Annotated in this window: 25 protein-coding genes; 11 read left to right on the forward strand and 14 right to left on the reverse strand. The window is 63.4% G+C overall.

Translation table 11 applies throughout. The features are described 5' to 3' along the window. Positions 1-42 precede the first annotated feature (42 nt). Genes ACSSVQ_RS05225 through pdxH form a run of 3 tightly spaced genes read right to left on the reverse strand, consistent with a single transcriptional unit; the run spans position 43 to position 3,196 of the window. On the reverse strand, positions 43-1,626 hold the full coding sequence (locus ACSSVQ_RS05225) for a bifunctional aminoglycoside phosphotransferase/ATP-binding protein (RefSeq protein WP_454181224.1): 1,584 nt from the start codon (positions 1,624-1,626) through the stop codon (positions 43-45). Between the two features lie 13 nt (positions 1,627-1,639). Then, positions 1,640-2,557: a cation diffusion facilitator family transporter gene (locus ACSSVQ_RS05230; RefSeq protein WP_454181226.1), complete on the reverse strand. Its 918-nt coding sequence runs from the start codon at positions 2,555-2,557 to the stop codon at positions 1,640-1,642. Positions 2,558-2,566: 9 nt separating this feature from the next. Then, positions 2,567-3,196, reverse strand: a complete 630-nt coding sequence (pdxH, locus tag ACSSVQ_RS05235) for a pyridoxamine 5'-phosphate oxidase (protein ID WP_454181228.1) — start codon at positions 3,194-3,196, stop codon at positions 2,567-2,569. A gap of 198 nt (positions 3,197-3,394) precedes the next feature. On the opposite strand from pdxH, the gene ACSSVQ_RS05240 reads away from it, so the two are divergent. From ACSSVQ_RS05240 to ACSSVQ_RS05265, 6 genes are all read left to right on the forward strand, one after another. Further along, entirely contained in the window at positions 3,395-3,892 is a 498-nt protein-coding gene (locus ACSSVQ_RS05240) for an RT0821/Lpp0805 family surface protein (protein WP_454181230.1), read from the forward strand. 30 nt (positions 3,893-3,922) lie between these two features. Next, entirely contained in the window at positions 3,923-4,753 is an 831-nt protein-coding gene (locus ACSSVQ_RS05245; protein WP_454181232.1) for a tetratricopeptide repeat protein, read from the forward strand. An 82-nt stretch (positions 4,754-4,835) separates the two neighbouring features. Beyond that, a complete protein-coding gene (locus ACSSVQ_RS05250) occupies positions 4,836-5,852 on the forward strand; it encodes a DnaJ C-terminal domain-containing protein (protein ID WP_454181234.1) in 1,017 nt (338 codons plus the stop codon). Between the two features lie 131 nt (positions 5,853-5,983). Beyond that, on the forward strand, positions 5,984-6,832 hold the full coding sequence (fabI, locus tag ACSSVQ_RS05255; protein WP_293328665.1) for an enoyl-ACP reductase FabI: 849 nt from the start codon (positions 5,984-5,986) through the stop codon (positions 6,830-6,832). A gap of 71 nt (positions 6,833-6,903) precedes the next feature. Continuing rightward, on the forward strand, positions 6,904-7,995 hold the full coding sequence (gene aroC / locus ACSSVQ_RS05260) for a chorismate synthase (RefSeq protein ID WP_454181236.1): 1,092 nt from the start codon (positions 6,904-6,906) through the stop codon (positions 7,993-7,995). 26 nt (positions 7,996-8,021) lie between these two features. Next, on the forward strand, positions 8,022-8,582 hold the full coding sequence (locus ACSSVQ_RS05265) for a hypothetical protein (RefSeq protein ID WP_293328667.1): 561 nt from the start codon (positions 8,022-8,024) through the stop codon (positions 8,580-8,582). A gap of 8 nt (positions 8,583-8,590) precedes the next feature. Here the strand turns inward: ACSSVQ_RS05265 and ACSSVQ_RS05270 are convergent, their stop codons facing one another. The 7 genes from ACSSVQ_RS05270 to ACSSVQ_RS05300 all read right to left on the reverse strand — a co-directional run bounded on the left by ACSSVQ_RS05270 (position 8,591) and on the right by ACSSVQ_RS05300 (position 15,874). Next, positions 8,591-9,847 carry a class I SAM-dependent RNA methyltransferase gene (locus ACSSVQ_RS05270; protein ID WP_454181238.1) on the reverse strand — a complete coding sequence of 419 codons (1,257 nt, stop codon included), beginning with the start codon at positions 9,845-9,847 and terminating at the stop codon, positions 8,591-8,593. Then, a complete protein-coding gene (locus tag ACSSVQ_RS05275; protein WP_454181240.1) occupies positions 9,844-10,608 on the reverse strand; it encodes a TlyA family RNA methyltransferase in 765 nt (254 codons plus the stop codon). Before ACSSVQ_RS05275 ends, ACSSVQ_RS05270 begins: the two co-directional genes overlap by 4 nt. 6 nt (positions 10,609-10,614) lie before the next feature. Next, positions 10,615-12,558, reverse strand: a complete 1,944-nt coding sequence (gene dxs, locus ACSSVQ_RS05280) for a 1-deoxy-D-xylulose-5-phosphate synthase (RefSeq protein ID WP_454181242.1) — start codon at positions 12,556-12,558, stop codon at positions 10,615-10,617. Between the two features lie 82 nt (positions 12,559-12,640). After that, complete coding sequence (locus ACSSVQ_RS05285) at positions 12,641-13,549, reverse strand: polyprenyl synthetase family protein (RefSeq protein ID WP_293326147.1); 909 nt, start codon at positions 13,547-13,549, stop codon at positions 12,641-12,643. A 16-nt stretch (positions 13,550-13,565) separates the two neighbouring features. Continuing rightward, positions 13,566-13,826 carry an exodeoxyribonuclease VII small subunit gene (locus ACSSVQ_RS05290; RefSeq protein ID WP_293326144.1) on the reverse strand — a complete coding sequence of 87 codons (261 nt, stop codon included), beginning with the start codon at positions 13,824-13,826 and terminating at the stop codon, positions 13,566-13,568. Between the two features lie 60 nt (positions 13,827-13,886). Next, on the reverse strand, positions 13,887-14,816 hold the full coding sequence (locus tag ACSSVQ_RS05295; RefSeq protein ID WP_454181245.1) for a histone deacetylase family protein: 930 nt from the start codon (positions 14,814-14,816) through the stop codon (positions 13,887-13,889). 2 nt (positions 14,817-14,818) lie between these two features. After that, complete coding sequence (locus tag ACSSVQ_RS05300) at positions 14,819-15,874, reverse strand: MBL fold metallo-hydrolase (RefSeq protein WP_454181247.1); 1,056 nt, start codon at positions 15,872-15,874, stop codon at positions 14,819-14,821. Positions 15,875-16,095: 221 nt separating this feature from the next. Here ACSSVQ_RS05300 and ACSSVQ_RS05305 point away from each other — a divergent pair, with 221 nt between their 5' ends. After that, positions 16,096-16,443: a hypothetical protein gene (locus tag ACSSVQ_RS05305; RefSeq protein ID WP_454181249.1), complete on the forward strand. Its 348-nt coding sequence runs from the start codon at positions 16,096-16,098 to the stop codon at positions 16,441-16,443. 253 nt (positions 16,444-16,696) lie between these two features. On the opposite strand, the gene ACSSVQ_RS05310 is transcribed toward ACSSVQ_RS05305, so the two are convergent. Further along, positions 16,697-18,508, reverse strand: coding sequence for an acyl-CoA dehydrogenase (locus ACSSVQ_RS05310; RefSeq protein WP_454181251.1), 1,812 nt, complete (start codon positions 18,506-18,508; stop codon positions 16,697-16,699). A gap of 173 nt (positions 18,509-18,681) precedes the next feature. Here ACSSVQ_RS05310 and ACSSVQ_RS05315 point away from each other — a divergent pair, with 173 nt between their 5' ends. Beyond that, positions 18,682-19,497 carry an SDR family NAD(P)-dependent oxidoreductase gene (locus ACSSVQ_RS05315; protein ID WP_454181253.1) on the forward strand — a complete coding sequence of 272 codons (816 nt, stop codon included), beginning with the start codon at positions 18,682-18,684 and terminating at the stop codon, positions 19,495-19,497. Beyond that, positions 19,494-20,471 carry an L-threonylcarbamoyladenylate synthase gene (locus ACSSVQ_RS05320; protein WP_454181255.1) on the forward strand — a complete coding sequence of 326 codons (978 nt, stop codon included), beginning with the start codon at positions 19,494-19,496 and terminating at the stop codon, positions 20,469-20,471. Before ACSSVQ_RS05315 ends, ACSSVQ_RS05320 begins: the two co-directional genes overlap by 4 nt. On the opposite strand, the gene ACSSVQ_RS05325 is transcribed toward ACSSVQ_RS05320, so the two are convergent. Both ACSSVQ_RS05325 and ACSSVQ_RS05330 read right to left on the reverse strand, forming a co-directional pair. Continuing rightward, complete coding sequence (locus ACSSVQ_RS05325; RefSeq protein WP_454181257.1) at positions 20,472-21,365, reverse strand: VOC family protein; 894 nt, start codon at positions 21,363-21,365, stop codon at positions 20,472-20,474. It abuts the gene before it with no gap. A 16-nt stretch (positions 21,366-21,381) separates the two neighbouring features. Then, on the reverse strand, positions 21,382-22,218 hold the full coding sequence (locus tag ACSSVQ_RS05330) for an FkbM family methyltransferase (RefSeq protein WP_454181259.1): 837 nt from the start codon (positions 22,216-22,218) through the stop codon (positions 21,382-21,384). Between the two features lie 159 nt (positions 22,219-22,377). Between ACSSVQ_RS05330 and ACSSVQ_RS05335 the strand changes: the two genes are divergently transcribed. Together ACSSVQ_RS05335 and ACSSVQ_RS05340 are read left to right on the forward strand one after the other, a co-directional pair. Continuing rightward, positions 22,378-23,754: a serine hydrolase domain-containing protein gene (locus tag ACSSVQ_RS05335; RefSeq protein ID WP_454181261.1), complete on the forward strand. Its 1,377-nt coding sequence runs from the start codon at positions 22,378-22,380 to the stop codon at positions 23,752-23,754. Between the two features lie 5 nt (positions 23,755-23,759). Next, entirely contained in the window at positions 23,760-25,181 is a 1,422-nt protein-coding gene (locus ACSSVQ_RS05340) for an FAD-binding oxidoreductase (RefSeq protein ID WP_454181263.1), read from the forward strand. On the opposite strand, the gene ACSSVQ_RS05345 is transcribed toward ACSSVQ_RS05340, so the two are convergent. Next, positions 25,178-26,524: a hemolysin family protein gene (locus ACSSVQ_RS05345; RefSeq protein WP_293326117.1), complete on the reverse strand. Its 1,347-nt coding sequence runs from the start codon at positions 26,522-26,524 to the stop codon at positions 25,178-25,180. The genes ACSSVQ_RS05340 and ACSSVQ_RS05345 overlap by 4 nt on opposite strands. Between the last annotated feature and the right edge of the window lie 6 nt (positions 26,525-26,530).

Below are 26,530 nucleotides of genomic sequence, written 5' to 3' on the forward strand. Positions count from 1 at the left end.
GCAGAGCCAAGAGCCAGCACACATTAACCGGGGTTAAGGTCATTATTTCGTGAGCGTGTCCAGGCCCCGGGCCGCGATCTCCTCCGGCCTTCCGGCCGCGTCAAGCCGGTGCCAGTCCAGCGTGCCGATATCATAGGCAAGCTGGCGGCGCAGCACGGCCACATCGGCGTCGGAAGCGTCGTTGGCCTTCTCGGAGCGCGCGCGCACCCGCGCCTCCAGCACCGCCGGATCGGCCTCGAGCCAGAGCCCAGAAAACGGCACGCCCATTCGGCCTGCCAGTTCAGCGGCCCGGTCGCGCTCTTCCTGTTGCGCGAAAACGGCGTCCATCACCACGCTGACGCCCGCCTCCAGTGCATGGCCCGCAAGCCGGAACATCTCGGCATAGACGCGCGCGCCCACTTCGGGCGCATAGGCCTCCTCCGGCAGCCGCTCCAGCGGACCGACATTGAAAAGGCGCTTGCGAATGATGTCGGTTCTGAGATGCAGCGCGCCGGCAGGCCGCCCAAGACGGGGCGCCAGCACCTTCGCCACGGTTGATTTGCCGGTGCCGGACAGACCGCCAATGGCGACCAGGCCCGGCTTACCCGTTTCAAAGGACGTCATGGCGAAATCGAAAAAGGCGCGGGCTCTCTCCCTGAGCTTAGCGTCGCCGCCCTGCTCCACCTGCATGGCGGTGACCTTGGCGCGCACCACGGCGCGTACCGCCACGAAGAGCGGCACCAGCGGCAAGCCGCCGATCATGTCGTCGATATCCGCCTCGGAGATGTGGTCGAAATAGGCGTTCAGGGCGCGGTTGGCGAGCAGGGCCGTCTCTCCCTCCCGGAAAGAGAGATCCATCAGCAGGAAGGCGAGATCGTAAAGCACATCGATGCAGGCGATGTTTTCGTTGAACTCGATACAGTCGAAGATGACCGGCGCGCCGTCGATCTCCACCACATTGCCCAGATGCAGGTCGCCATGGCAGCGCCGCACCCAGCCTGCATCGCGGCGATTGTCCATGAGCCTGCGATGCCGCTCGATCAACTGATCGCACTGCGCTTTCGTGCGCTCGGCTTCGTCTCGCGAAAAGGTGCTGCCCGCCTTTTCAAGCATGTCATGGGCATTGTCGGCGACGATGCTGGCGAAGGCCGTCGCGCCGCCGAAATCCCGCGTCACTTCCGCCCCGGCATGGAAGCTTGCGACACGGGCGGCGAGGTCCTCCACAAGCGAGGTTTTCAGGCGGCCTTCGTCTTCCTGCCGCGCCAGAAGCCCGTCATTGTTGAAGCGCTTCATCTTGACGAGCCAGTCCGCCGCGCCATGCGGGGCATCCGCTCCCGGTTCCACCGGCACAAGCCCGAAACCGCTCTCGCCCCTGGTGACGGCGGTGAGCCCCAGATAGAGCTCCGGCGCCGTGCGGCGGTTGAGCGCCAGTTCGGATTCACAGGCCTCGCGGCGCTTTTGCGATGTCGAGAAATCGAGAAAGCTGAAGCGGATCGGCTTTTTCATCTTCCAGGCAAAATCGCCGGCCAGAAAGATGTGGTTCGCGTGGGTTTCGATGTGCTCGACAGTCTCCCCCGCATCGAGCCCATAGGCTTCGGGCCGCGAGAGAAAGCCGATCGTTTCCTGCGTGTCGGTTTCGGAGGTCAAAACGTCCTTATACTCATACGCGTTCGAGACGGCTCAGCGGTTCCAGCCCGGCCGGATCCTGATGGATCAGCACTTCGGAACCGGGGAACTCTTTCATGATCTCGTCTTCCACCTCATCGGAAATCCGGTGCGCCTTGGTCAGGGTGATTTCGGGATCGAGTTCGAGATGGAACTGGATGAAGCTCAGCACGCCGGAGGTCCGCGTGCGAAGATCGTGGATGTTGATGACATCCGGATGAGAGAGCGCGACCGTCTTGATCCGCTCGCGCTCGTCTTCGGACAATTCGCGGTCCATCAGCTGATCGAAAGCATTGGAGGCGATCTGCGCCGCCGCCCAGGCGATAAGCCCGGCAATGAGAATGCCGAAGACCGGGTCCGTCCATTCCCAGCCGAGAAACCCCGAGAGAACCAGCGCCGCTACAACCGACAGGTTCATCAACAGGTCGCCGCGGTAGTGGATGGAATCCGCCTCGATGGCGAGCGATTTCGTCCGGCTCACCACATGACGCTGGAACGCGACAAGGCCCAGCGTCATGGCAATGGCGATCACCGTCACGACGATGCCCCAAAGCGAATGCGAGACGGGCTGCGGCGTCATGATGCGCTGGAAAGCTTCATAGACGATGTAGCCCGCCGATCCGAAGATGAAGAATGACTGGCCGAGGCCTGCCAATGCTTCCGCCTTGCCATGGCCGAAGCGATGCTCCTGGTCGGCAGGCGTCAGCGCGTGGCGCACGGCGACGAGGTTCAGGAGCGAGGCCGAGCCGTCCAGCAGGCTGTCGAGCAGCGTGCCCAGCATGGCCACCGATCCGGTGAACCAGAGGGCCCCCGCCTTGAGAACCACCAGCACCACGGCAACGCACACCGCGGCGTAGGTCGCCCGCTTCATCAGGATGGCGTTTTCCGCCGCCGTCTTTGCGTCCAGTGCCATTCGTCCGCCTTACGGGAAAAGCCGCATCGTCTTCCAACCCGCCGCCGGGTCGTCGCGGTGGAAGACCAGACGATCATGCAGGCGGAACGGACGGTCGCGCCAGAACTCGATGCGGACCGGCGCAATGCGGAAGCCGGACCAGTGTTCGGGCCGGGGTACCTTGCCCAGACCGAATTTGGCGGCGTAGCGCGCCACTTCCTTTTCGAGTTCGAAGCGGCTTTCCAGCGGCCGCGACTGACGCGAGGCCCAGGCGCCGATCTGGCTGTCGCGGTGTCGGCTGGCGAAATACTCGTCCGCCTCTTCCGGGCTTACCGGCGAAACGATGCCGCGCACGCGCACCTGGCGGCGCAGTGACTTCCAGTGGAAGCCGAGCGCCGCGCGCATATTCTCTTTCAGTTCGCGCCCCTTCTCGCTTTCCAGATTGGTGTAGAAAACGAAGCCGCGCTCATCCACATCCTTCAGCAACACCATGCGCACATCGGGAAAGCCTTGCGCATCGGCGGTCGCCAGCGCCACCGCATTGGGGTCGTTCGGCTCGCTCTTCGCGGCCTTGTCCAGCCACTCCCTGAAGAGCTCGAAGGGATTGTCCGACGTGAAGACATCCTCCGTCTTTTCGGTGCCGGCGGGTGCGTCAGTCATGCTCCAGATGGCCTTCCAGATCAAAAACGGGCCGAAAACGGCCAAATTCGGTAGCAATATGATAGCTTTGACGCTGCTCAATTCTTGCCACAATCGGTTCCTTATATAGTTACCAGAAATCGATTTGTCGCGTCCCGCGCCTCCTGCCCGGGACGGAATTCCCGCCTCCCCGGGGAGGCAGAAGAAAATGGAAAGCGCATGAAACTCCTGAAAGCATTTGCAATTGCCGGTATCGGTCTGTCGCTGGCTGCCTGCGACCAGGGCATCTACAATGGCGGCATGGGCGGTATGGGTCCCAAGCAAACGGTCGGCACGGGTGCCGGCGCGCTGGCGGGCGGCGTGATCGGCTCGCAGTTCGGCGGCGGCGAAGGCCGGCTCTGGGCCACGGGTGCCGGCGTGCTGATCGGTGCGCTCATGGGCAGCGAAATCGGCAAGTCGCTCGACCGCGCCGACCGCGCCTATATGGGCCGCACCACATACAGCGCGCTGGAAAACAACCCGTCGGGCCAGGCCTCGCGCTGGAGCAATCCCGATAGCGGCCATTACGGCACCGTTACGCCGCAACCGGCCTATACGACCTCTTCGGGCCGTCCCTGCCGCGAATATACGCAGACGATTTATATCGACGGTCGCAGCCAGCAGGCGCATGGTACGGCCTGCCGGATGCCGGACGGGTCCTGGCAGATCCAGAACTGATTTCGACGACACTGAAGACGGACAAGCCGCGTGAAAAAAGACCTTCCCAGCTATGTCCGCCTGATTCTGGCGTCCGCCGTCTTTGTCACGGCGGGCGCTTTTCTCGTGCCGAATGCGGCAAAGGCCGAAGGCCTTACCGTCAAGGAAGCCATCGAGAATTCTCCCGGCCACCGCAGCGGGCCGGACGAGGCCCGCTTCCAGCGCGGCGTGAAAGCCTATGACAGGGGCGACTACGCCGCCGCCTTCAAGGACTGGCTGCCGCTTGCCCAGCAGGACGATCTGGCGGCAATGCGCAATGTCGCCCTGCTGCTGCGCAAGGGGCTGGGCACCGAGCGCGATCCGGAGCGCGCCCTGTTCTTCTACGAGCGCGCGGCGGAGGCGGGTTTCGTGCCTGCCGAGCTCAATGCCGCCTTCATGTATCTGGAAGGCGACGGCATTCCCCGCGACTACAAGAAGGCCAGCTTCTGGCTTCATCTCTCCGCGGTCGCAGGCGAGCCGATCGCGCAATACAATCTCGGCGTGATGTTCGAGAAGGGTCTGGGCGTCTCGCGCGACCTGCCGCGCGCCATGGGCTGGTATGCGCTGGCCGCGCGGCAGGGCCACAGCATGGCGCTCGCCCGTCTGGCCCAGCTTGTGCCCACGCTCCCCCCGCCCAATCCGCCGCCCGGCGAGGCCGCTGCCAAGGCCGTGAAACCGGCACCGCCGGCACCACCGGTGAATATTCTGCTGCCGGATACGGATAACCATCCGGGTTCGGACAAGCAGGCCTCCCCGGATAAGGATGCAGGCGACAGGCTGCGGGAGCCCGATGCGGCCATCCGCACGCCGGACACCGCACCGCCATCCGATCCCGCCTCCTGAGAGCAACCTCCGCTTAACGGTTTCGTAGAGGGACGCGCGCTATCCTGCGCGCCCTGTTTTGCGGCATCGGGAGAGAGGCCGGTTGCGCGATCCATATGAAACCCTGGGCGTTGAGCCCCATGTAAGCCTGGCCGAGATCAAGGCGGCCTACAGGCGGCTTGCGCGCAAACTGCATCCGGATGCGTTGAGCGGTGCGGAGGCCCCGGACCGGCGGCGCGCGGAGACGCAGTTTCAGGAAGTCACGGCGGCCTACAACCTCCTGAAGGATACCGATGCGCGGCGGCGCTACGACGCCATCCGCCATGCCGCCGCCAAACCGAAATTCGAAAAGGCCGCCGCCTATGGCGCAAGGTTCCGGAGCAAATCCGGTCCGAAGGCGGAAGACGCACCCTTCAAACCGGCCTCAAAAAAAGCCGGGAACGCCGAAAAACCCGGTTTCGAGCCGTCCGACCTCAAGGAGCCGCTCAAGGCCCGACCGCTGAGCGAAGAAGAGCAGGAAGGGGGCTTCAGCGAGTTTTACGAGGGGCTTCGCGATGCCGGCCGCCGGGTTTTCCGGGGTCGCGGGCGTGATGCCGCCTATGCGCTGGAAATTCCCTTTCTGGAGGCGGCGAGAGGCGGTATGCGCCGGGTCGCTCTGGGCGGCAAAACGCTCGACATCCGCATACCGGCGGGCCTTGAGACGGGCCGTCAGATCCGCCTGCGCGGCCAGGGCGAAGCGGGCAGCGGCGGCGCGCCCGCGGGCGATGCGTTTCTGGAAATGCGCGTCCAGCCGCATCCCTGGTTCCGGCGCGAGGGCTACGATATTCACCTTACCCTGCCCGTCACGCTGGCCGAGGCCGTCATCGGCGGCAAGGTGGATGTGCCGACGCTTTCCGGAGCGGTCAGCCTTACCATCCCGGCCGGGTCGAACAGCGGGACGCAGCTTCGGCTTCGGGGCAAGGGGATCGCACCCGAGAACCCGAAAGACGGGCCCGGCGACCAGTATGTGACGCTTTCCATCACCCTGCCGGAAAAGCCTGACCGGGCCCTCCGGGACTTCGCAGCGGGCTGGGCGCAGGGCCTTGCCTCGAGTGTGAGGCAGCATCTTTTCAAGGATTGATATATCGCTACGGAAACTCCCAAGTTTCGGAGAACGCTGGGATTTTTCGTGGACCGGGTGTGCCTTTTATGCAAAATGCGCCACTGTCCGGGTCGCCCGCCCGCACCGACATTTCGAAGGGATAGAAAATAATGAGTGAAGCCGCCAGCAACGCCAATACCGCACAGGGTGGCTCCAACCTCATGGCCGGCAAGCGCGGCCTCATCATGGGGGTTGCCAATAACCGCTCCATCGCCTGGGGTATCGCCAAGGCCTGCGCCGCACATGGTGCGGAGCTTGCGTTCACCTATCAGGGCGATGCGCTACTCAAGCGCATCACGCCGCTTGCCGAATCCATCGGAACCGATCCCGATCTCATCATGCCCTGCGACGTGACCGACGCGGCCAGCATGGATGCCGTCTTCGAGACGCTGAAAGAGAAATGGGGCAAGATCGACTTCTTCGTCCATGCCATCGCCTATTCCGACAAGTCGGAGCTGGATGGCCGCTATGTCGACACTTCGCAGGAGAACTTCACCGCCTCCATGGCGATCTCCTGCTATTCCTTCGTCGCGCTCTGTCAGCGCGCGGAAAAGCTGATGACGGATGGCGGCTCCATCGTCACCCTCACCTATTACGGCTCCGAGAAGGTGATCCCGCACTACAATGTGATGGGCGTCGCCAAGGCCGCGCTGGAAGCCAGCGTGCGCTATCTCGCCGTAGATCTCGGCCGCGACAATATCCGCGTCAACGCCGTGTCCGCCGGTCCGATCAAGACGCTGGCGGCTTCCGGTATCGGCGATTTCCGCTACATCCTGAAGTGGAACGAGCTCAACTCGCCGCTGAAGCGCGTCGTCTCCATCGAGGAAGTCGGCAATACCGCGCTCTACCTTCTCTCCGATCTCGGCTCCGGCGTGACCGGCGAGGTCCATCATGTCGATGCGGGCTATCACGTCGTCGGCATGAAGGCCGAAGACGCGCCGGATATGAGCATCGTCTGATTTCCGCTATGGTCGCTTCCAGGCCTGCCCCAGCGCAGGCGGGGAGTGATTCCGGCAAACGAATTTAGGTCATGTCGCACAACACATTCGGCCATCTGTTCCGCGTGACGACCTGGGGCGAAAGCCACGGGCCGGCGCTTGGCTGCGTGGTCGATGGCGTGCCGCCGCGCATTCCCGTCACGGCGGAAGAAATCCAGACATGGCTCGACCGGCGCCGCCCGGGCACGTCGCGCTTCACCACGCAGCGCCGCGAACCGGATCAGGTGAAGATCCTTTCCGGCACCTTCTTCGACGACGATGCGCAGCAGGAGCTGACCACCGGCACGCCGATCTCGCTGATGATCGAGAATGTCGATCAGCGCTCCAAGGATTACGGGGACATCAAGGACAAGTTCCGCCCCGGCCATGCGGATTTCACCTATCTGTCGAAATACGGCATTCGCGACTATCGCGGCGGCGGACGTTCTTCCGCGCGCGAAACGGCGGCGCGTGTCGCAGCCGGTGGCATTGCACGCAAGGTGCTGCCGGGCGTCAGCATTCGCGGGGCGCTGGTGCAGGTCGGCCCGCACAAGATCGATCGCGAGAACTGGGACTGGGCGGAAACGGAAAACAATCCTTTCTGGTGCCCGGACGTCAAGGCGGCCGCCGAGTGGGAAAGCTATCTCGACGGCGTGCGCAAGGCGGGCTCTTCCTGCGGCGCGGTGATCGAGATCGTGGCCGAAGGTATCCCCGTCGGCCTCGGCGCGCCGATCTATGGCAAGCTCGATGCCGACCTTGCCGCCGCGATGATGAGCATCAACGCGGTAAAGGGCGTCGAGATCGGCGAAGGCTTCGCGTCCGCCGCGCTCACCGGCGAGGAAAACGCCGACGAGATGCGCATGGGCAATGAAGGTCCGGCCTTCGCCTCCAATCACGCAGGCGGCATTCTGGGCGGCATTTCCACCGGCCAGCCCGTTGTCGTGCGTTTCGCGGTGAAGCCCACCTCTTCCATCCTGCAACCGCGCAAGACGGTATCGCGGCAGGGAGAGGACGCGGAAATCATCACCAAGGGGCGTCACGATCCTTGCGTGGGCATTCGCGCCGTGCCCGTGGGCGAGGCCATGATGGCCTGCGTCCTTGCCGACCACCTGCTGCGCCATCGTGGCCAAATGGGCGGTGCCTGAACAGGCGACGCCTGAAGGAACCCGACATGACCGACGAGATTTCCATCCCTCCCGGTGCAACGGTGACGGCGCGCTACAGCCGGGAAAAGGGGCAGACCATCGTCTATGGCGGCTTGCTGATCGGTGTGGGGCTGGTTCTTCTGGCCACACCGCGTATCGGGCACACGGCCCTTTTCCTCGCAGCCATCTCCTTCGCCGTGGCTGCGTTTCACTGGCCCTTCGTCGCGCGCAACAATGAAGCGCTGAAAATCGGCCCGGCGGGCATCGAGATTGCCGGGCTGGGACGTTTCCCCTGGCCGGACATTAAAGATGTCGCCGTCCATGACAGCTTCGTGCGCAACATCCGCAATGCGGAACTGCGCATCACCCTGTCGCGCGCTGTGGCGGAAGCGGTCGTGCCGCCGGAAAATGCTCAGGCCGTGTGGCGGCAATATATGTACAAATGCTGGCGGCAAGTGGGCAGCAATGGCGTGCGCGTGAAGCTCAACATTCTGAACCTTTCGCCCGAAATGGTCGCCAAAGCGATCGAGCGCTATTGCAGCATCGACATCCCCACCCCGCCGGAAGAACCGGGCGTGGGCGTCTGAGCCGAAGCTCAATCCCGCGAAAAGACCCCTATCAGCTCCACATGGGCGGACCAGAGAAACTGGTCCACCGGCGTCACCGACACCAGCCGGTAGCCGCCATCCAGCAGCATGCGCGCATCGCGGGCGAAACTCGCCGGACTGCATGACACGAAGGCGATACGCGGCACGCGCGATTTCGCCAGTTCGGCGGCCTGCGCCTGCGCACCCGCGCGGGGCGGGTCCAGCACCACCGCGTCATATTTATCGAGTTCGCTCGCCAGCAGCGGGCGGCGGAAGAGATCGCGCCGTTCCGTGGTGAGCGGCTTGAGCTTCAGTCCCGGCCCCTGATCGCGCACCGCGCGTTCCAGCCGCTTCAGCGCGTCCGCATCGCTTTCGACAGCGTGGACGGCGGCCTTCTCCGCCAGCGATGCCGCGAATGTGCCGGCCCCTGCAAAGAGATCGACGACATGGCGCGCCTCGCCGACCGTCTCGGCGACACGCGACGAGAGCGCCGCCTCGCCATCTTCCGTCGCCTGAAGAAAACCGCCCGGCGGCAACGAGATATCGAGCCTGCCGAGCCGGATCATGGGCGGGCGGCGCTCCGCGACAATCTCGCCTTCCCAGCTCAGCCGGGCAAGGTCCATCACATCCGCGCCTTGTGCGAGCTTTGCGCGCAGGCCGCTATCCTCCGCATCGTCCAGCGCCTTGGCGCCCGTCACCGAGACATCGAGCCCGCTTCGTGTCGCCGTGACGGCAATGGCCGCGCGTCCCTTGCGTGACAGGCCGGGCGCGACCAGGGCGGAAAGGCCGCCCAATGCGTCTTCGATTTCAGGCACGACAAGCGGACATTCCTCGACGCCCACGATGTTGTGCGTGCCGCGCGCATAATAACCCAACGTCACGGCCTTCTTCGTTCGCGTGGCCGCGAAGGTCGCGCGACGGCGGCTGCGCGGCTGCGCGCCGACAAGCGGTTCGATGTCGGTTTCGATCCCGCGATGGGCAAGCGCTGTTTCCACGAGACTGCGTTTCCAGCCGCGATAGCTCTCGGCGTCCAGATGCTGGATCGAGCAGCCGCCGCACTGGCCGAAATGGCGGCAGGCCGGTTTCACGCGATGCGGCGATGGCGTAACGATCCGCTTCATGGCGGCCCGGTCGGCCTCCAGCGGCTCCACATCCACCGTTTCGCCCGGCAGCGCATAGGCGACATAGAGCGGACCCTTGTCCGTTTGCGCGATGCCATCGCCCTGCGCGCCCAGAATATCTATGTCGACGGTCAGCTCGTTCATGTTTTCCTGTCTTCGGTTCCCGGCTTTCGGGCGGCGATCAGAAATTCCCGATTGCCGTCTCCGCCCTCGATGGGGCTTGGCGTCACGCCTTTGACCGTCCAGCCTGGCAGGGAGGACAGCCACTCGGCGATATCTGCACAGACTTCCTCATGCAGACCCTCCTCCTTCACCACGCCTCCCTTGCCGAGCCTGCCCTTGCCGACCTCGAATTGCGGTTTGATGAGGGCCAGAAGATCGGTGCCGACAGGCGCCAGTTCGAGTGTCGCAGGCAGCGCCTTTTTCAGGCTGATGAAACTCAGGTCGCAGACGATGAGATCGAACGGCTCGGTCACACTCGTCGCGTCGACATCTTTCGCATTGAGCCCTTCGATCGCCGTGACGCGCGGATCGTTGCGCAAGCTGTCGTCGAGCTGGCCGTGCCCGACGTCGATCGCGATCACATGAGCCGCGCCGCGCTCAAGCAGCACTTGCGTGAAGCCGCCCGTCGAGGCGCCGAGATCGAGGGCATGGCGCCCTTCCACCGCGACCCCGAAACAATCGAGCCCATGCACAAGTTTCAGCGCCGCGCGCGAAACGTAAGGATGTTCGAGACCGCTCAGTTCGATCTTGTCCGACGGCGCCGCCGGCGCGGCAGGCTTCACAACCTTATGTCCGTTTACCGACACATGCCCCGCCTTGATCGCGCCTTGCGCGCGGGCGCGGCTCGGTGCAAGGCCCCTCTCGACCAACGCCTGATCGAGGCGGCATTTGTCGTTCTGCATGGGAGATCAGGCGCGGCCGGGTGCGAGCGCGGCGTCGGAAAGTTCGCGCGCCTTCGCCTCGAGCCCCAGCGCGGCAAGCGCCGTCTCGACGATCTGCGGCGCATTGAGCCGCGCCAGATCGTACATTTTTTCCGGCTTGTCCTGATCGATGAAGATGTCGGGCAGCGTCATGGGGCGCACCTTGAGCCCGCCGTCGAGAAGCCCCGCACGCGCCATGAAATCCAGCACATGGCTGCCGAACCCGCCGACCGAACCTTCCTCGATGGTGATGAGCACTTCATGCTCGCGCGCCAGACGGGCAATCAGCTCCTCGTCCAGCGGCTTTGCGAAACGGGCATCCGCCACAGTCGCGGAAAGGCCCAGCGCACCGAGCTGTTCGGCAGCCTTCAGCGCTTCCTGCAACCGCGTCCCGAGCGAAAGGATCGCAACCTTGCTGCCTTCGCGAACGATGCGGCCCTTGCCGATTTCGAGCGGGATACCGCGTTCGGGCATATCGACGCCGACACCCTCGCCGCGCGGATAGCGGAAGGCGGAGGGGCGGTCGTCGATCGCCACGGCGGTCGCCACCATATGTTTCAGTTCCGCCTCGTCGGCCGCCGCCATGACGACGAAGTCCGGCAGGCAGGTGAGATAGGTCACGTCGAAGGACCCCGCATGGGTCGCTCCGTCCGCGCCGACAAGCCCCGCCCGGTCGATGGCAAAACGCACCGGCAGCTTCTGGATCGCCACGTCATGCACGACCTGGTCGTAACCGCGCTGCAGGAAGGTCGAATAGATGGTCGCAAACGGCTTGTAGCCTTCGGTGGCAAGCCCCGCCGCGAAGGTCACGGCGTGCTGCTCGGCAATGCCGACATCGAAGGTGCGCTCGGGAAAGGCCTTGCCGAAAAGGTCGAGCCCTGTGCCCGACGGCATGGCGCCGGTAATGGCGACGATCTTGTCGTCGCGCTCGGCTTCCTGAACGAGCGATTGCGCGAAGACCTTGGTGTAGGAAGGCGCATTGGCAGGCGCCTTGGACTGGGCGCCGGTGATGACGTCGAACTTGGAGACGCCGTGATATTTATCCTCGGCGGCTTCGGCGGGCGCATAGCCCTTGCCCTTCTGCGTCACGCAATGAACGAGGATCGGCCCCTCGCCCGCATCGCGCACATTCTTCAGCACCGGGAGCAGATGTTCCAGATTATGGCCGTCGATGGGACCGACATAATACATGCCGAGTTCCTCGAACAGCGTGCCGCCGGTCGCCATGCCGCGGGCGAATTCCTCGGCGCGGCGCGCGCGCTCCTCGAAGCTCCGGGGCAGCAGGCGCGCCAGCTCCTTGGCGATATGGCGCACCGAACGATAGGTGCCGCCCGACAAGAGCCGCGCCAGATAGGCGCTCATCGCGCCCACGGGCGGTGCGATGGACATGTCGTTGTCGTTCAGGATGATGATAAGACGGCTGTCCATGGAGCCGGCATTGTTCATTGCCTCATAGGCCATGCCCGCGCTCATCGCGCCGTCGCCGATCACCGCAATCACATTGTTCTTGCCGCCGGACAGGTCGCGCGCCACCGCCATGCCGAGACCGGCGGAAATGGAGGTGGAGCTATGCGCCGCGCCGAAGGGGTCGTATTCGCTTTCCGAACGCTTGGTGAAGCCGGAGAGCCCGCCGCCCTGACGGAGCGTCCGGATACGGTCGCGCCGTCCGGTCAGGATCTTGTGCGGATAGCACTGATGGCCGACATCCCAGATCAGCCGGTCGTCGGGCGTGTTGAACACATAGTGAAGCGCCACGGTCAGCTCCACCACGCCGAGCCCCGCGCCCAGATGGCCGCCTGTCTGCGACACGGCGTCGATCGTTTCCGCCCGCAGCTCGTCGGCGAGCTGACGCAGGTCGGATTCGTCGAATTGGCGCAGATCGGCGGGCGTTTTCACCCGGTCGAGTAAGGGGGTGTCAGGCTTAGTGCTCAATACAAACCTCGGCAAATGTGCCGGCCGGACCGAAAAGCGATGAAATCCGGCGGAAAACGGCGCGCCAGCTTACGGCAGCGGCCTAGTTGCGGCGGTTTATAACGAAAACGGCCGCCTCCCGCAAAAGGTCGGCTTTTTGGTCGAACAAATCAAGGTGGCGGACCGCCTGTTCGGCCAGCATGCCGGCCTGGGCCCGGGCCCTTTCGAGGCCCATAATGGAGACGAAAGTGGCCTTTCCCGCCGCTTCGTCCTTGCCAGGCGTCTTGCCGAGATCGGCCGAACTCCCCTCCACATCGAGGAGATCGTCGGCAATCTGGAACGCCAGCCCCATATCGTGTGCGTAGGCGTGAAGCGCATGCAGCGCGGCAGCCGAGGCATGACCCAGCACGCCGCCCGCTTCGCAGGAAAAGGCGATCAGCGCGCCCGTCTTCAACTGCTGGAGCCGCGTAATGGCGTTCATCTCCAGCGGCTGGCCTTCGCTGCCGAGATCGATCATCTGGCCGCCCACCATGCCGTGGCCGCCAATCGCCCGGGCGAGACGCCGGGTCAGCTCGCAACGCACCCTTGCATCCTCATGCGTCGCTTCGTCGGCGATCAGCTCGAAAGCAAGCGATTGCAGCGCATCGCCCGCCAGCACCGCCGTTGCTTCGTCGAAGGCCTTGTGGACGGTCGGCTTGCCCCGGCGCAGATCGTCATCGTCCATACAGGGCAGATCGTCATGGACCAGCGAATAGGTATGGATGCATTCCACCGCCACGCCGGTGCGCAACGCCGCTTCCTCATGCACATCGAAGAGTTTCGCACTCTCCTTCACCAGGAAGGGGCGGAAGCGCTTGCCGCCTGCCGTCAGCGCATAGCGCATCGCCTCGAAGACGCGGGCCTCGGGACCTTCCGGCGCGGGGACCAGACGGTCCAGCGCATCGGCAACCTCCAGCGCGCACCCCTCCATGGCACTGTCGATGGTCCGAACCTCACGGGGGTGGTCTGCCATAGGGGATAATGCCTTCCTACTCGACATCCAGCGGTTCGGTGCCCGCCGGATCTCCGTTTTCGGAGAGGCGGATCTTTTCCACCTTGGCCTCGGCCGCCTTCAGCCGCGCCTCGCAATGGGCCTTCAGCGCATTGCCGCGCTCATAGAGGTCGATGGATCTTTCGAGTTCCACATCGCCCGATTCGAGGCTCGCGACGATCTTCTCCAGCTGCGCCAGCGCTTCCTCGAAGCTCAGTTTTTCGATCTCTTTCTGAACGTCGGATTTCGCGGCGGCCATGGGTTCGGTCCTTCTGTCGGGCGGTATCGGTGCTTTGTCGTTTCGGGCGCGATCCGCGCCTTACATGGTCAGCATCAGCGCGCGCACATGGGCTCGCGCCGAAGATGCCAGTGCCCCCAAGTCATACCCCCCCTCAAGAGCCGACACAATTCGGCCCTCGCAGAGATCGTCGGCACAGCGGACCAACTCGGCGGTTGCAAAAGCGAAATCATCCTCGGTGAGGTTCATATTCGCCAGCGGATCGGCTGCATGGGCATCGAATCCGGCCGAAATCATGATGAAACCGGGCTGGAACGAACGAAGCGCCGGCATGACCTCTTCCACGAAACTCTCCCGGAAGGCGCTGGAGCCGGTGCCTGGCGGCTGGCAGGCATTGAGGACGTTGCCGAGCCCCCGCTCGCTCGCCCGGCCCGTGCCGGGATAGAGCGGCCATTGGTGCGTCGAGGCATAGAAGAGCGACGGGTCGGTCTCGAAGGCGGCCTGTGTGCCATTGCCGTGATGGACGTCGAAATCGATCACCGCCACCCGCTCGATCCCGTGGACCACACGCGCATGCATGGCGCCGATGGCAATATTGTTGAACAGGCAAAAGCCCATGGAGGTGCCCGGCTCGGCGTGATGTCCGGGCGGGCGCACGGCGCAGAAAGCGTTTCGCGCCCGTTTCGCCATCACCTCATCGACCGCATAGACGACCGCCCCGGCGGCGCGCAAGGCCGCCTCATAGGACCCCGGCGACAGGAAGGTGTCGGCATCGACCCGCCGATAGCCTTCCGCCGGTATGCCGCCCTCCACGATCTCGATGAGTTCCGGCGTATGCACGCGGGCAATCTGTTCATGGGTGGCGCGCGGCGCTTCTACCCGCTGCAACATCATGAACTCCTCGGCTTCCAGCGCGCCCAGCACGGCACGCAGCCTGTCCACGCATTCGGGATGCCCGTCGGGGGTCGCATGCTCCAGACAGGCCCTGTGGGAAACGAGAAGTGTATCCATCTTCAGCTTTGCCGATACCAGTCCACGCCGTTTTCGTCGCGCTCGACGGTCGCCAGTCCCCTGCCGATCAGGCAGCGCAGATGGGCCAGTGACTCACCCGTCGCCATGAAGAACACGTCCGACGTGATCTTGCGCTTGAAGAGCGCGGGGAAAACGTCGATCGAGCGGCGCGGTTCGTCGAGCATCTCATGAAGCTTTACGAGGTTTTCCTCATGCTCGTCTATGAGCTGCGTCATACGGGTGTGCAATCCGTAGAAGGGCTCATTATGCGCGGGCAGCACGAGCGTGTCTTCCGGCAGTTCGTCTCGAATGCGCTTGCAGCTTGCGATCCACTCCTCCAGCGGGTTCTCGAAGGCTTCCGTCGGATGAACGCTGACGATGGAGGAAATACGGGGCAACACCTGGTCGCCCGAGATCAGGATCTTGTCGGCTTCGCTGTAAAGGCAGACATGTTCCGGCGCATGACCGGAACCGATCACGACACGCCATGTCCGCTTGCCGATTTTCAGCTCGTCGCCTTCCTTCAGCCGCGCAAAGACATCCGGCAGGCGCGACACGCGTTCGCCGAAATTGCCGAAGCGCTTGGCGTAGCTGTCGATCCCGCGCTGGGAAAAACCCGCCGCGCGGTAAAAATCCAGCGCCTCTTTCGGCGCATCGCGGCCCGTGTCGAGCACCAGGTTGCGGCATTGCAGAAAGTCCGTGCGGGACATCTGCAGCGTGATGTTCCATTTGCGGGTGAACCACCCCGCCAGCCCCACATGGTCGGGGTGCAGATGCGTCACGATGAGGCCGGTAACCGGCTTTCCGTCCAGCTCGTCGGCAAAAATCTGCCGCCAAAGCGCCTTCACATCGTCGGCGGAAACACCCGTATCGACGACAGTCCAGCCGTCCTCGTCCTGAAGTAGCCACAAATTGATATGGTCGAGGGCGAAGGGCAACGGCATGCGCGCCCATTTGATGCCGGGGGCCACATCGACAAGTTCCGCGGGCTGCGGCAGCGCATCCTGCGGGAAGGTGAGGCCGCCTTTTTCGCGCGGCATTTTTACGGATTTGCTCATCCCACACTGATAGGCGCGGGCTGCCGGATCGTCAATTCAAGCTCCAACGACGTTGCGGAATCCTTGCATCAGCGATGCCACTACACCAGCTGAACCGACAACAACATAAAGCGTGAGGAACACCCTACGCCAAGAAACAAATTAGAGTTACAAGCCGCTTCGAATAGAGCCATGATCCCTATATACTTAAATACTTAGCAGAAAACATATAGGAGGCGCTCGTGGATGAGACTGTAGTTGCCGCTATCATAGGGGCGCTCGCCGGACTATTCGGATCGATTCCCTTATCATTTCTTAGCTATCGATTGGCATTGCAAAAATTCGAGTCTGAAACCCGTCTAGAAAACCAACTGCGTTTTATCATCACAAAGATGCTTCTTAGTGAAGAGTGGGAAAGTCGTTCTTTTGAGACTATCAAAGGCCTACTACCAGGTATTCCAGACGACGAACTTAGAAAGTGTTTGATTGCGGCTGGCGCTGTAAGTAGTCGACGTAAAGATGGAAAAGAAATGTGGACACATCTTGAACGAATTGAAAAATTTGGTCGGTCTAAGCTGGATTCAGCCTAAATAAAACAAAACTCATCGCCCCTAAAACCGGCAATGTCGTTGAGTCTCTACGCATAGCCGAGGGCGGGGAAGAGGACGCAATTCTACCCAATTGCGGTAAGAACCTCACCGCCGAATATTCGGGAGAAGTAGACCCAAACCTGTCACAGATGAGATAGGACGAAGTTGAGAGCTAATTCCCATACACTGTTCTGACTGAACCTGGATTTGATGACACTACTCAGGCATCTTCAGAGTGGATGGCCACGGCATATCAACTCACCAGTTCGTCTTCATCCAGCGCGTAAAGCGGCGCGGCACCGTCCATGACAGCGCCCTTGAGTCCCGCGGCGCCGGAAAGAATGCTGCCCGCATAGAAAGCACCGGTCGCGAGACGCGACTTGGCGAAGCTGTCGCCTTCGGGCAGCGTTGCCGCCTTCAGCGCCCCGCGCGTCAGGAAATGACCGCCCGCGACGGTCCCGAAGAGACGCAGATAGGGTGTCGCCCCCGCCATCGCGTCAGCCGGCGCGGCTTTGAGCTTCTCCGCCATGTAGGCAGTCGCCTCTTCCAGCACCGCAATCCCCTCTTCCAGTCCTTCCCCCATTCCGGAGAGATCCTTGCGATTGGATTTGCGGGCTTCTTCCGCCGTCTCACGCATTTCGGCGATGAAGTCCTTCACCACCTCGCCATTGCCGAGCGGCAGCTTGCGCCCGACAAGGTCGATGGCCTGAATGCCATTGGTACCTTCATAGATCGGCAGGATACGCGCATCGCGATAGAACTGCGCCGCGCCGGTTTCTTCCACGAAGCCCATGCCGCCATGGATCTGGATGCCGGTGGAGGCGACCTCGACCGCCGCGTCGGTGGAAAAGGCCTTGGCGATCGGCGTCAGCAGATCGGCACGCGCGCGGCCCTTCGCCTTTTCTTCGTCGCTCCCGCCATGATGCGCATGATCGAGGGCCACGCCGGTCGCATAGCAGATCGAGCGGCAGGCTTCCGTCAGGCTCTTCATGCTCATCAGCATACGGCGCACATCGGGCAGCATGATGATGGGCGCCATTTCGTCCGCCGGAACATTCTCCGCGCCCGGCACGCCTTCGGGCGGACGGCCCTGCTTGCGGTCCTGCGCATAGGCCAGCGCGTGCTGATAGGCGGCCTCGGCAATCGCCACGCCCTGCGTACCGACCAGAAGCCGCGCATTGTTCATCATGGTGAACATGCAGGCGAGGCCCTTGTTCTCCTCACCGATCAGCCAGCCCCGTGCGCCGCCGTTTTCGCCAAAGGACATGACGCAGGTCGGCGACCCGTGAATGCCGAGCTTTTCTTCAAGGCCGATGCAATAGGCGTCATTGCGCTCGCCCAGCGAACCGTCTTCCTTCACCAGGAATTTCGGCACGAGGAAGAGCGAGATGCCTTTCGTGCCCGCAGGCGCGTCCGGCAGGCGGGCAAGCACGAGATGGACGATGTTCTCCGCCATGTCGTGATCGCCATAGGTGATGAAGATCTTGGTGCCGGTGACGAGATAGCTGCCATCCTCCTGCGGCACGGCCTTGGCCTTCAGCGCATTGAGGTCGGACCCGGCCTGCGGCTCGGTCAGGTTCATCGTGCCGGTCCACTGGCCGGAGATGAGATGGGGCAGATATTTCTCGCGCAGCTCCGGCGCGCCATGCGCCGTCAGCGCCTCGATGGCGCCTTGCGACAGAATCGGGCAGAGGCCGAAAGAGAGGTTGGAGGCGTTCCACATCTCCTGCATGGCAACCGCCAGCGCGCCCGGCAGGCCCTGCCCGCCATAGTCCGGCGTCGCGGCAAGGCTGCCCCAGCCGCCTTCGACCCATTTCTTGTAAGCCTCGGCAAATCCCTTCGGCGTCTTCACACCCTCGCCCTTTTCGAGCCGCGCGCCCTCCTCGTCGCCGGAGCGGTTGAGCGGCGCCAGCACGTCACCGGCGAGCTTGGCGCCCTCTTCCAGTACCGCCTCCACGAGGTCGGGACTCAGTTCGGCAAAATCTCCCTTGCCGGCGAGCTCCGACAGGCCCGCCACATCGTTCAGAATGAAGGCCATGTCACGAACGGGCGCACGATAGGTCATGGGGGAGGCTCCTGAAATCACGGTAGAAAGACAAAACGGGAAAGGCCGCATAGCGATCCCCGCCAGTTTTACGTATTGTCGGGCCGGATTGTAACCCTTCGTCATGCCGCATCCTGCCCGTTTCGGCCGTGCATGCGAAAGCATGACAAAATCGCGCTTCGATGAGGTCAGATATGTCGATCAGTTATGAAGGCAAGGGAAAGCGCGCCCTCATCACAGGGGCCTCAGCGGGCATCGGGGCGGAGCTTGCCCGGGTCTTCGCCGAGCATGGCTTCGACCTTATTCTGGTCGCCCGCCGCCGCGAGAAGCTGGAGGCGCTGGCCGAAGAGCTGGCGCGCGACATGAAGACCGACTGCCACATCATCGTCGCCGATCTCGCCGACCCCGCCGCGCCACGCGCAATCTTCGACGAGGTGACATCGCGCGGGCTTCGGGTCGACGCACTGGTCAACAATGCGGGCTACGGCATTCCCGGCTTTTTCCGCGATACGAAGTGGGAGGATCAGGCCGCCCTCATTCAGGTCATGGTCACCGCCGTCGCCGAGCTTTGCCATCTCTTCGGCCCCTGCATGAAGGCGCGAGGCTATGGCCGCATCCTCAATATAGCTTCGGTCGCGGGTCACCTGCCTGCATCCGCGGGCGGGACGCTCTATTCGGCCAGCAAGGCTTTCGTCATCAAACTGTCCGAGGCGCTCCATTTCGAATATCTGGGGACGGGCGTCCATGTGACCGCGCTCTGCCCCGGCTTCACCTGGTCGGAATTCCACGATGTGATGGGCAATCGCGAGGAAATGAACCGGCTGCCGAAATTCCTCTGGCTCGATACGAACCGCGTCGCGCGGGAGGGTTTTCGCGCGGTGATGGAAAACGATCCCGTCTATATCAACGGTTTCGTCTATCGCCTGATTACCTGGTTCGTCGACATCATCCCCGACCATCTTCTCTACTGGCTGATCGGACGGCAATCGGGGCAAAAGCCGACCGCATGACCGTCCCCTGCGTAACAGCGAACGACGAAACCATCGCCGAGGCCGCCAACGCCTTGCGCGCAGGGCAGCTCGTCGCCTTCCCGACCGAAACCGTTTACGGGCTCGGCGCGGACGCGACCAATGACGAGGCGGTCGCGCGCATCTTCGAGGCCAAGGGCCGCCCGCGCTTCAACCCGCTCATCGTGCATGTATCGGGCAAGGAGGAAGCCGGGCAGCATGTGACCTTCATGCCCGAGGCCGAAAAGCTCGCCGCCGCCTTCTGGCCGGGCGGGCTGACGCTCGTCCTGCCGCGCCGCGCCGACACACCGCTTTCGCTTCTCGTCAGCGCCGGGCTCGATACGGTGGCGATCCGCGTGCCCGCGCATTCGATCGCTCAACGCCTCATTGAGGCCACGGGCCGTCCGCTCGCCGCGCCGTCGGCCAATGCATCGGGCAAGGTGAGCCCCACCCGAGCCGAGCATGTCGTGGAATCGCTCGGCCATTCGCCGCTGCTGGCCATGGTGCTCGATGGCGGCGCTTGCGAGATGGGGCTTGAGTCCACCGTGATCGGTTTCCCCGAAGGCGGCACGCCCACGCTGCTGCGCCCCGGCGCGATCGCGCGGGACGACATCGAGAAAGTGCTGGGCGCACCGCTTGCCGATCCCGAGCCGCAATCGGACGAGGCGGGACGTTCCTCCCCCGGCCAGCTTGCCAGCCATTACGCGCCCAATGCGCCGATCCGGCTCAATGTGCGCGAGAAAGAGAATGACGAGATATTGCTCGGCTTCGGCCCGGACGCCCCGTCGCTCGGCGCCTCGCTCAACCTCTCCGTAAAGGGCGATCTCACCGAGGCCGCGGCCAATCTTTTCGCCATGCTCCGCGCATTGGACGAGCAGGCCGCTGGCCGCCGCCTCGCCGTGATGCCCGTGCCGCACGATGGTCTGGGCGAAGCGATCAACGATCGCCTGTCCCGCGCCGCTGCGGACCGAGGCTGATCAGCCCGCCTCGCCGATCAGGATCGTCGGCACATTGCAGGTCGGCTTGCGGATGGTCGCAACGAAGCTGCCCTTCTTCCGGCCCGTTTTCACATCGGACATGTCATAGCCTTGCGCGGCGAGCCTCGCCTGCACGGCATTGATGTGATGCGCCTTCCAGGCAAGGCCCCAGAAATGGTCTTTCTTGGGCGCGCGCGTTTCGTCCAGCGGCTGCACCACTTCCAGCGTCATGCCGCCCGTGCGGAAGAAAAGCTGGCGCACGCCCCATTCCGGTTTCGAATGATCGAGCGCGAGGCGGATATTCACTTTCTCTTCAAAGAGCGCCTTCACCGCCTCCGCATCGGGCGTCATCACCACCACATGGTCGGCGGCCTGCACGGCCTCGTCTTCGCGGACGCCCGCGCCAAGCGGCGCCATGGGCAGCGCATCCGCCGGGCTCAGATGCTCGATGGCGAAAACCGTCAGCCCGCGCGTCGCTTGCCTGTCGATGAAAAAGCTCTTCCATTCCCGTTTCGCGCCGGTCATCTCGTCGACGCCTTCGGCGGTCGCGACCTTGCCCACGGGCAGCCCCCGCGCGGCGAAGGCTTCACGTGCTTCCTCGGCGTTTGTCACCTGAAGCGCGATACCGAAAACGCCCTCGCCCTTTTCCTCGATGAAGGCGCTCACCGCCGTCGCATTCGGCCCCTCGCCGGTCGCCGCCAGCAGCTCCACATAGGTGTTTTCCAGCCGGTAAAGCACATTGGAGGTCCCACCGCCCGGATGCCCGCCGCGCCATGAAGGGGTCCGCCCGAAAATGCCCGTATAGGTCTTTTCGGCCTCGGCAAGGTCCGTCACGGCTAGGATGACATGATCGATGGCCGTAACTTCGCGGTCCGCGTCGCTCGGATGGGGCATCTTCTTCCTCGCGTCCTTATCTGTTTCCGGGATGGACAAAAATCACATCGCGGAAATCGTCCTTCAGATCTGCCAGCAGTGCGGACAAGTCGCGGAAAGACATGTCCACAATCCGGCGGGACCCTTTATCCTGCATGCTCGCGCGATATCCGAGGTCTTCGAAGAAGGCGAGAAGCTCTTCGTAATTGTCTCCCGCTTCGCGCAATCCATCGGGCGATACCTCGCAGAAGACGGTCGGCCTGTCGCGCTCGATCGTCTTGCGGGCGCCCTTCAGCACCTTGAAATCGAATCCCTCCGTGTCGGATTTGAGCAGGTCGAGGCGCTGCGTAATGCCATGCTCCGCCAGATAGTCGTCGAGCGCGACGACACGCACTTTTTCGCTGACGCCCGCTCGCCAGACCTGACCCGGGTTGAAACTGTGGCCACCCGGATTGTCTTCGTCCGTCACCAGTTCCAGCTCGCCGGGCTTATCGCCGAGCGCCGCCTGCTCCGCGGTGATGACAGGTTCGTCTTGCAACGCAATATTCTGCCTGAGCAGACCAAACGTCACCGGATGCGGCTCGAACGCCAGGACAAGCCCCTCGCCCTTCATAAGGCCGGACGCGGTGAGCGCGTAATTTCCGAAATTCGCGCCTGCATCGACGACAAAGCCGCCCGGCTTCACGAAACTGGCAAACCGCTCCGTCAATTCCTTTTCCCAGCACCCCCGACGGATCAGAACGCGTGTCAGCGTGCCCTTTTTCGGAAAGACAAGCGCCCGATAATAGGGCAACCGCATCACGAAGGAGGCAGAGGGTTTGAATAGATAAAAAAGGACGCGCCAAAGCGCCGAGAGAATCTTCGACTCCGCCATTTTCTGAGTCGGAAACATATTGGCTATCGACTGGAACACGGCCCCCCCGGATTTTTGAGCGTCTTGTCTCAAGGTCTATCCGATATACGGGAAATCGACCAGTTGTTTGCCAGCGGCTATACCGACTAGGCTAAGCCCATCATCATCGACAGAGCCGTTATGCCCCTTCCCGACCAGACCCGTCTCCAGGAAACGCTCACCACCGCCATCGAGGATTTCGGCGTGCCCGGCACAACGCTGCTCCTCTGGGATGGAGCGGGCTTTGCGGAGGCGAGCGCGGGCGTCTGCAATATCGAGACGAAAGTGCCGGTGACGCCGGACACGCTTTTCCAGATCGGCTCCATCACCAAGCTCTATACCGCCGCGCTTTGCCTGCAGCTCGTGGAGGAAGGCAAGCTGAAGCTCGACGCGTCCGTGCGCGAGACGCTCCCGGACTTCGCGCTTGGGGACGAGGACACCGCGGCGCGCGTCACGCTGCGCCATCTCCTCAATCACACGAGCGGGCTCGACGGCGATTTCTTCAAGGATGCGGGACGCGGCGAGGACCGCATCGCGAAATATGTTGGCCTGCTGAAAGACGTGCGTCAGGTCCATCCGCTCGGCCATATGTTCTCCTACTGCAATGCAGGTTTCGTCATGGCGGGCCGGATGGTGGAAGCCGCAAGCGGGATGGGCTGGGACAAGGCGATCCGCACGCGGCTGGCAAAACCCCTCGGCACGCCGTCCTTCTCCACCCTGCCCGAACAGGCCATGCGCCATCAGACTGCCATCGGCCATCTGGGCGTGCCTGGCTCGCTCATCGTCACGCCGATTGCCTATCTCGCGCAGTCCAACGCACCTGCCGGGTCCATGCCCATGGCGCGGGCGCGAGACGTGCTCGCCTTCGCCCGCATGATGATGAACAAAGGCCGTGCGCCGGACGGCACGCAAATTCTCCTGCCGGAAAGCGTCGCCGCCATGCATGGCTTCACCACCGCCTGCCCGGCGGGCATGAATATCGACGCCATCGGCCTTGCCAGCTTCATGTGGGACTGGGACGGCGACGGCACCTACGAAACCTTCGGTCATGACGGCTCCACCATCGGCCAGGCCGCCTGGCTGCGCTATCACCCGGAAAGCGGCGCGGCCTTCGTGCTGCTGACCAATGGCGGCAACGGCAAGGGCATGGCCGACAAGCTGATGGCGGAATATTTCCCCGTTCTCGGTCATGTCGCGCCGCCGCCCATGCCCGCGGCCGATCCCACGCTCGACTATGCGGCGGAACCGCTTCTCGGGCGCTATGGCAAGGCGAGCGGCACGATCGATATTTCGCAGAAGGACGGCAAGCTTGTCGCTCATCATGCGCCCAGCGCGGAGTTTGCCGCGCTTCAGGGCATCTATGATGTGGAGCTTCACCCCGCCGCGCCGGGACTTTTCGTCGGCGTGCCGCCTGGCTATACGCGCCCCGTGACCTATCATTTTCTGGAAGAAGACCGTTTCGGCCGCGCGCGTTATCTGCATCATGGCGTCCGCGCGCATCCCAGACTGGACGAATAGACTTCATGCCTTCCCAAGAGACATTGCAGCGCTTCCGCGACATCGTCGGCCCGAAAGGTTTCACCGACGACCCGGATACGCTTGCCCCGCATCTTGTCGAACAGCGCGGGCTCTACAAGGGCAAGACCAGCGCCATGCTGAGCCCGGCGAATGTGGATGAAGTCGCTGCGATCATGGCGCTCGCACAGGAAACGAAGACGCCCATCGTGCCGCAAGGCGGCAATACCGGCCTTGTCGGCGGGCAATTGCCGTTCGAGGCGGGCGAGGAACTCATCCTCTCGCTGTCGCGCATGAAGGCGGTACGCGCTATCGATACCGACAACAACACGCTCACCGTCGAAGCAGGCGTCACGCTTCTCGAAGCGCAGGAAGCGGCGGCGGAGGCGGACCGTCTCTTTCCGCTCAGCCTCGCCTCGGAAGGCACCTGCCAGATAGGCGGCAATCTTTCGACCAATGCAGGCGGCACCGCCGTATTGCGCTACGGCAATGCGCGCGACCTCGTGCTGGGTCTCGAAGTCGTGCTTGCCGACGGGCGCATCTGGCACGGGCTCAAGGGCCTCCGGAAAGACAATACGGGCTACGATCTCAAACAGCTTTTCATCGGCTCGGAGGGCACGCTCGGCATCATCACCGCCGCCGTGCTGAAACTTTTTCCGCGCCCCCGTGCCGTGGAGACCGCCTTTGCCGCCGTGCCGAGCGTGGAGGCCGCCGTTTCATTGCTGCGTGTCGCGGAAGCGGAGTCCGGCGGCATGGTCACGACGTTCGAACTCGTGCCGCGCATCGGCGTCGAATTCGTGACGAAGCATCTCGACGGTGCGGAAGACCCGCTCGAAAGGCCGTCGCCCTGGTATGTGCTGATCGAGATGACGGCGGGCCGCAAGGATGCGGGGCTGAAAGAAACCATGGAAGCCGCACTCGCCACAGGCATGGAAAAGGGCCTCGTCACCGATGCGGCCCTTGCGCAGTCCGACAGCCAGCGCGCCGCTCTCTGGACGCTCCGCGAAAGCCTTTCGGAAATCCAGAAGCGCGAAGGCGGTTCCATCAAGCATGACGTGTCCGTGCCCGTCTCATCCATGGCCGCCTTCATCGAAAAAGCGAGCAAGGCCGTGCAAAAGGAAATGCCGGGCATCCGCCCCGTGCCCTTCGGCCATATCGGCGACGGCAATGTGCATTTCAATCTCAGCCAGCCCGAGGGGATGGACAAGAACGCCTATCTTGCCCAGTGGGACCGCATGGCAGGCATCGTCCACAACATCGTGCGCGAGATGGGCGGCTCGATCAGCGCCGAGCATGGCGTGGGCCGCATGAAGCGAGATGAAATCGCCGCCACCAAGGATCCCGTGGAAATCGACATGATGCGCACGCTGAAACGCGCCTTCGATCCGGCAGGCATTCTCAATCCGGGCAAGGTGGTTTCGGTGGACTAATCCGCGCCGCGCTTCATCGCGCTGCCGATGGGCAGGTTTTGCGCGGCGACGATCAACACCTTGTCGATGCGTGGCCCGTCCATATCCACCACTTCGAAGCGATAGCCGTTCCAGCCGAAATATTCGCCCTCGCGCGGCAGCCGCCCGAACCAGTTATAAAAGACGCCGGCGAGTGTGTTCACTTCCGGGCTGTCGTCGCCCGGCAGCCTGGTAAGGCCCAGCAGGCGGCGCACTTCGTCCACCGACACCACGCCGTCGATGATGTAGGAGCCGTCGTCGCGCTGCACGACCGCGTCATTCGCCGCATCGGCGTGCTCGGAGATGTCGCCGATCATCGCGAAGAATACTTCGCTCATGGTCAGCGTGCCGACCACGTCGCCATATTCGTCGATGATGAACCCCATGAACATCTGGTTCGATTGCAGCACGGAGAGCGCCTTCAGCGCGGACGCCGTGCGCGGGATATAGAGCGGCGGCGACATTTTCTGGAACAGGACGTCGTTCGACTTCGGCGTTTCCACATGGAAGAGGTCTTCCACGCGGATCATGCCGACGGGCGGGCCGCCAGCGCCGCGCCGCACCGGGTAGCGCATGCTCTGATAGCGCCTGATGGCTTCCAGATTGCTCTCCACCGGCGCCGTCGTATCGAGCCAGACGAGCTGTACGCGCGGCGTCATGATTTCGCTGACATGCATGTCGCCCATGCGGAAGACGCGATGCACGATATCGCGCTCCACCCCCTCGATGGCGCCGGTCGCCGCGCCCTCTTCCACCAGATGCTTGATCTCGTCTTCCGTCACCTTCGGCACTTGCTGGCCGGTGATGCCGTAAAGCCGGACCACCGCTTCGGTGGACCAGGAAAGGAACGTCACCGCCGGACGCAGCGCGCTCGACAGACCCTTCATCGGCCGGGCGATCGCCGAGGCAATGCCTTCCGGGTTCGACAGCGCAATGCGCTTGGGAACCAGTTCGCCCAGAATGAGCGAAAGATAGGTGATGATGATGACGACGAGGCCGAACGCGACCGGTCCGGCATAAGCGCCGACATAGGGCAGCGGCTTCAGCACCTCCGCCACGGGGGTCGCCAAAGTCGCGCCACCGAAGGCGCCGGTAAAGACGCCGACCAGCGTAATGCCGATCTGGACGACGGAGAGGAAACGGCCGGATTCGCGCTGCAGCTTGAGCGCCGTCTCCACGCCGCCCGTCACGCCGCCATCGCGCTTGCGGGCGCTTTTCAACGCGAGCAGGCGCTGGCGGCTGGATGAAACCACCGCCATTTCCGACATGGAGAAAAACCCGTTCAGCAGGATCAGAACGAGAAGGATGATGACGTCAGACAGCATGGGGAC

The sequence above is a fragment of the Parvibaculum sp. MBR-TMA-1.3b-4.2 genome, assembly GCF_053628815.1.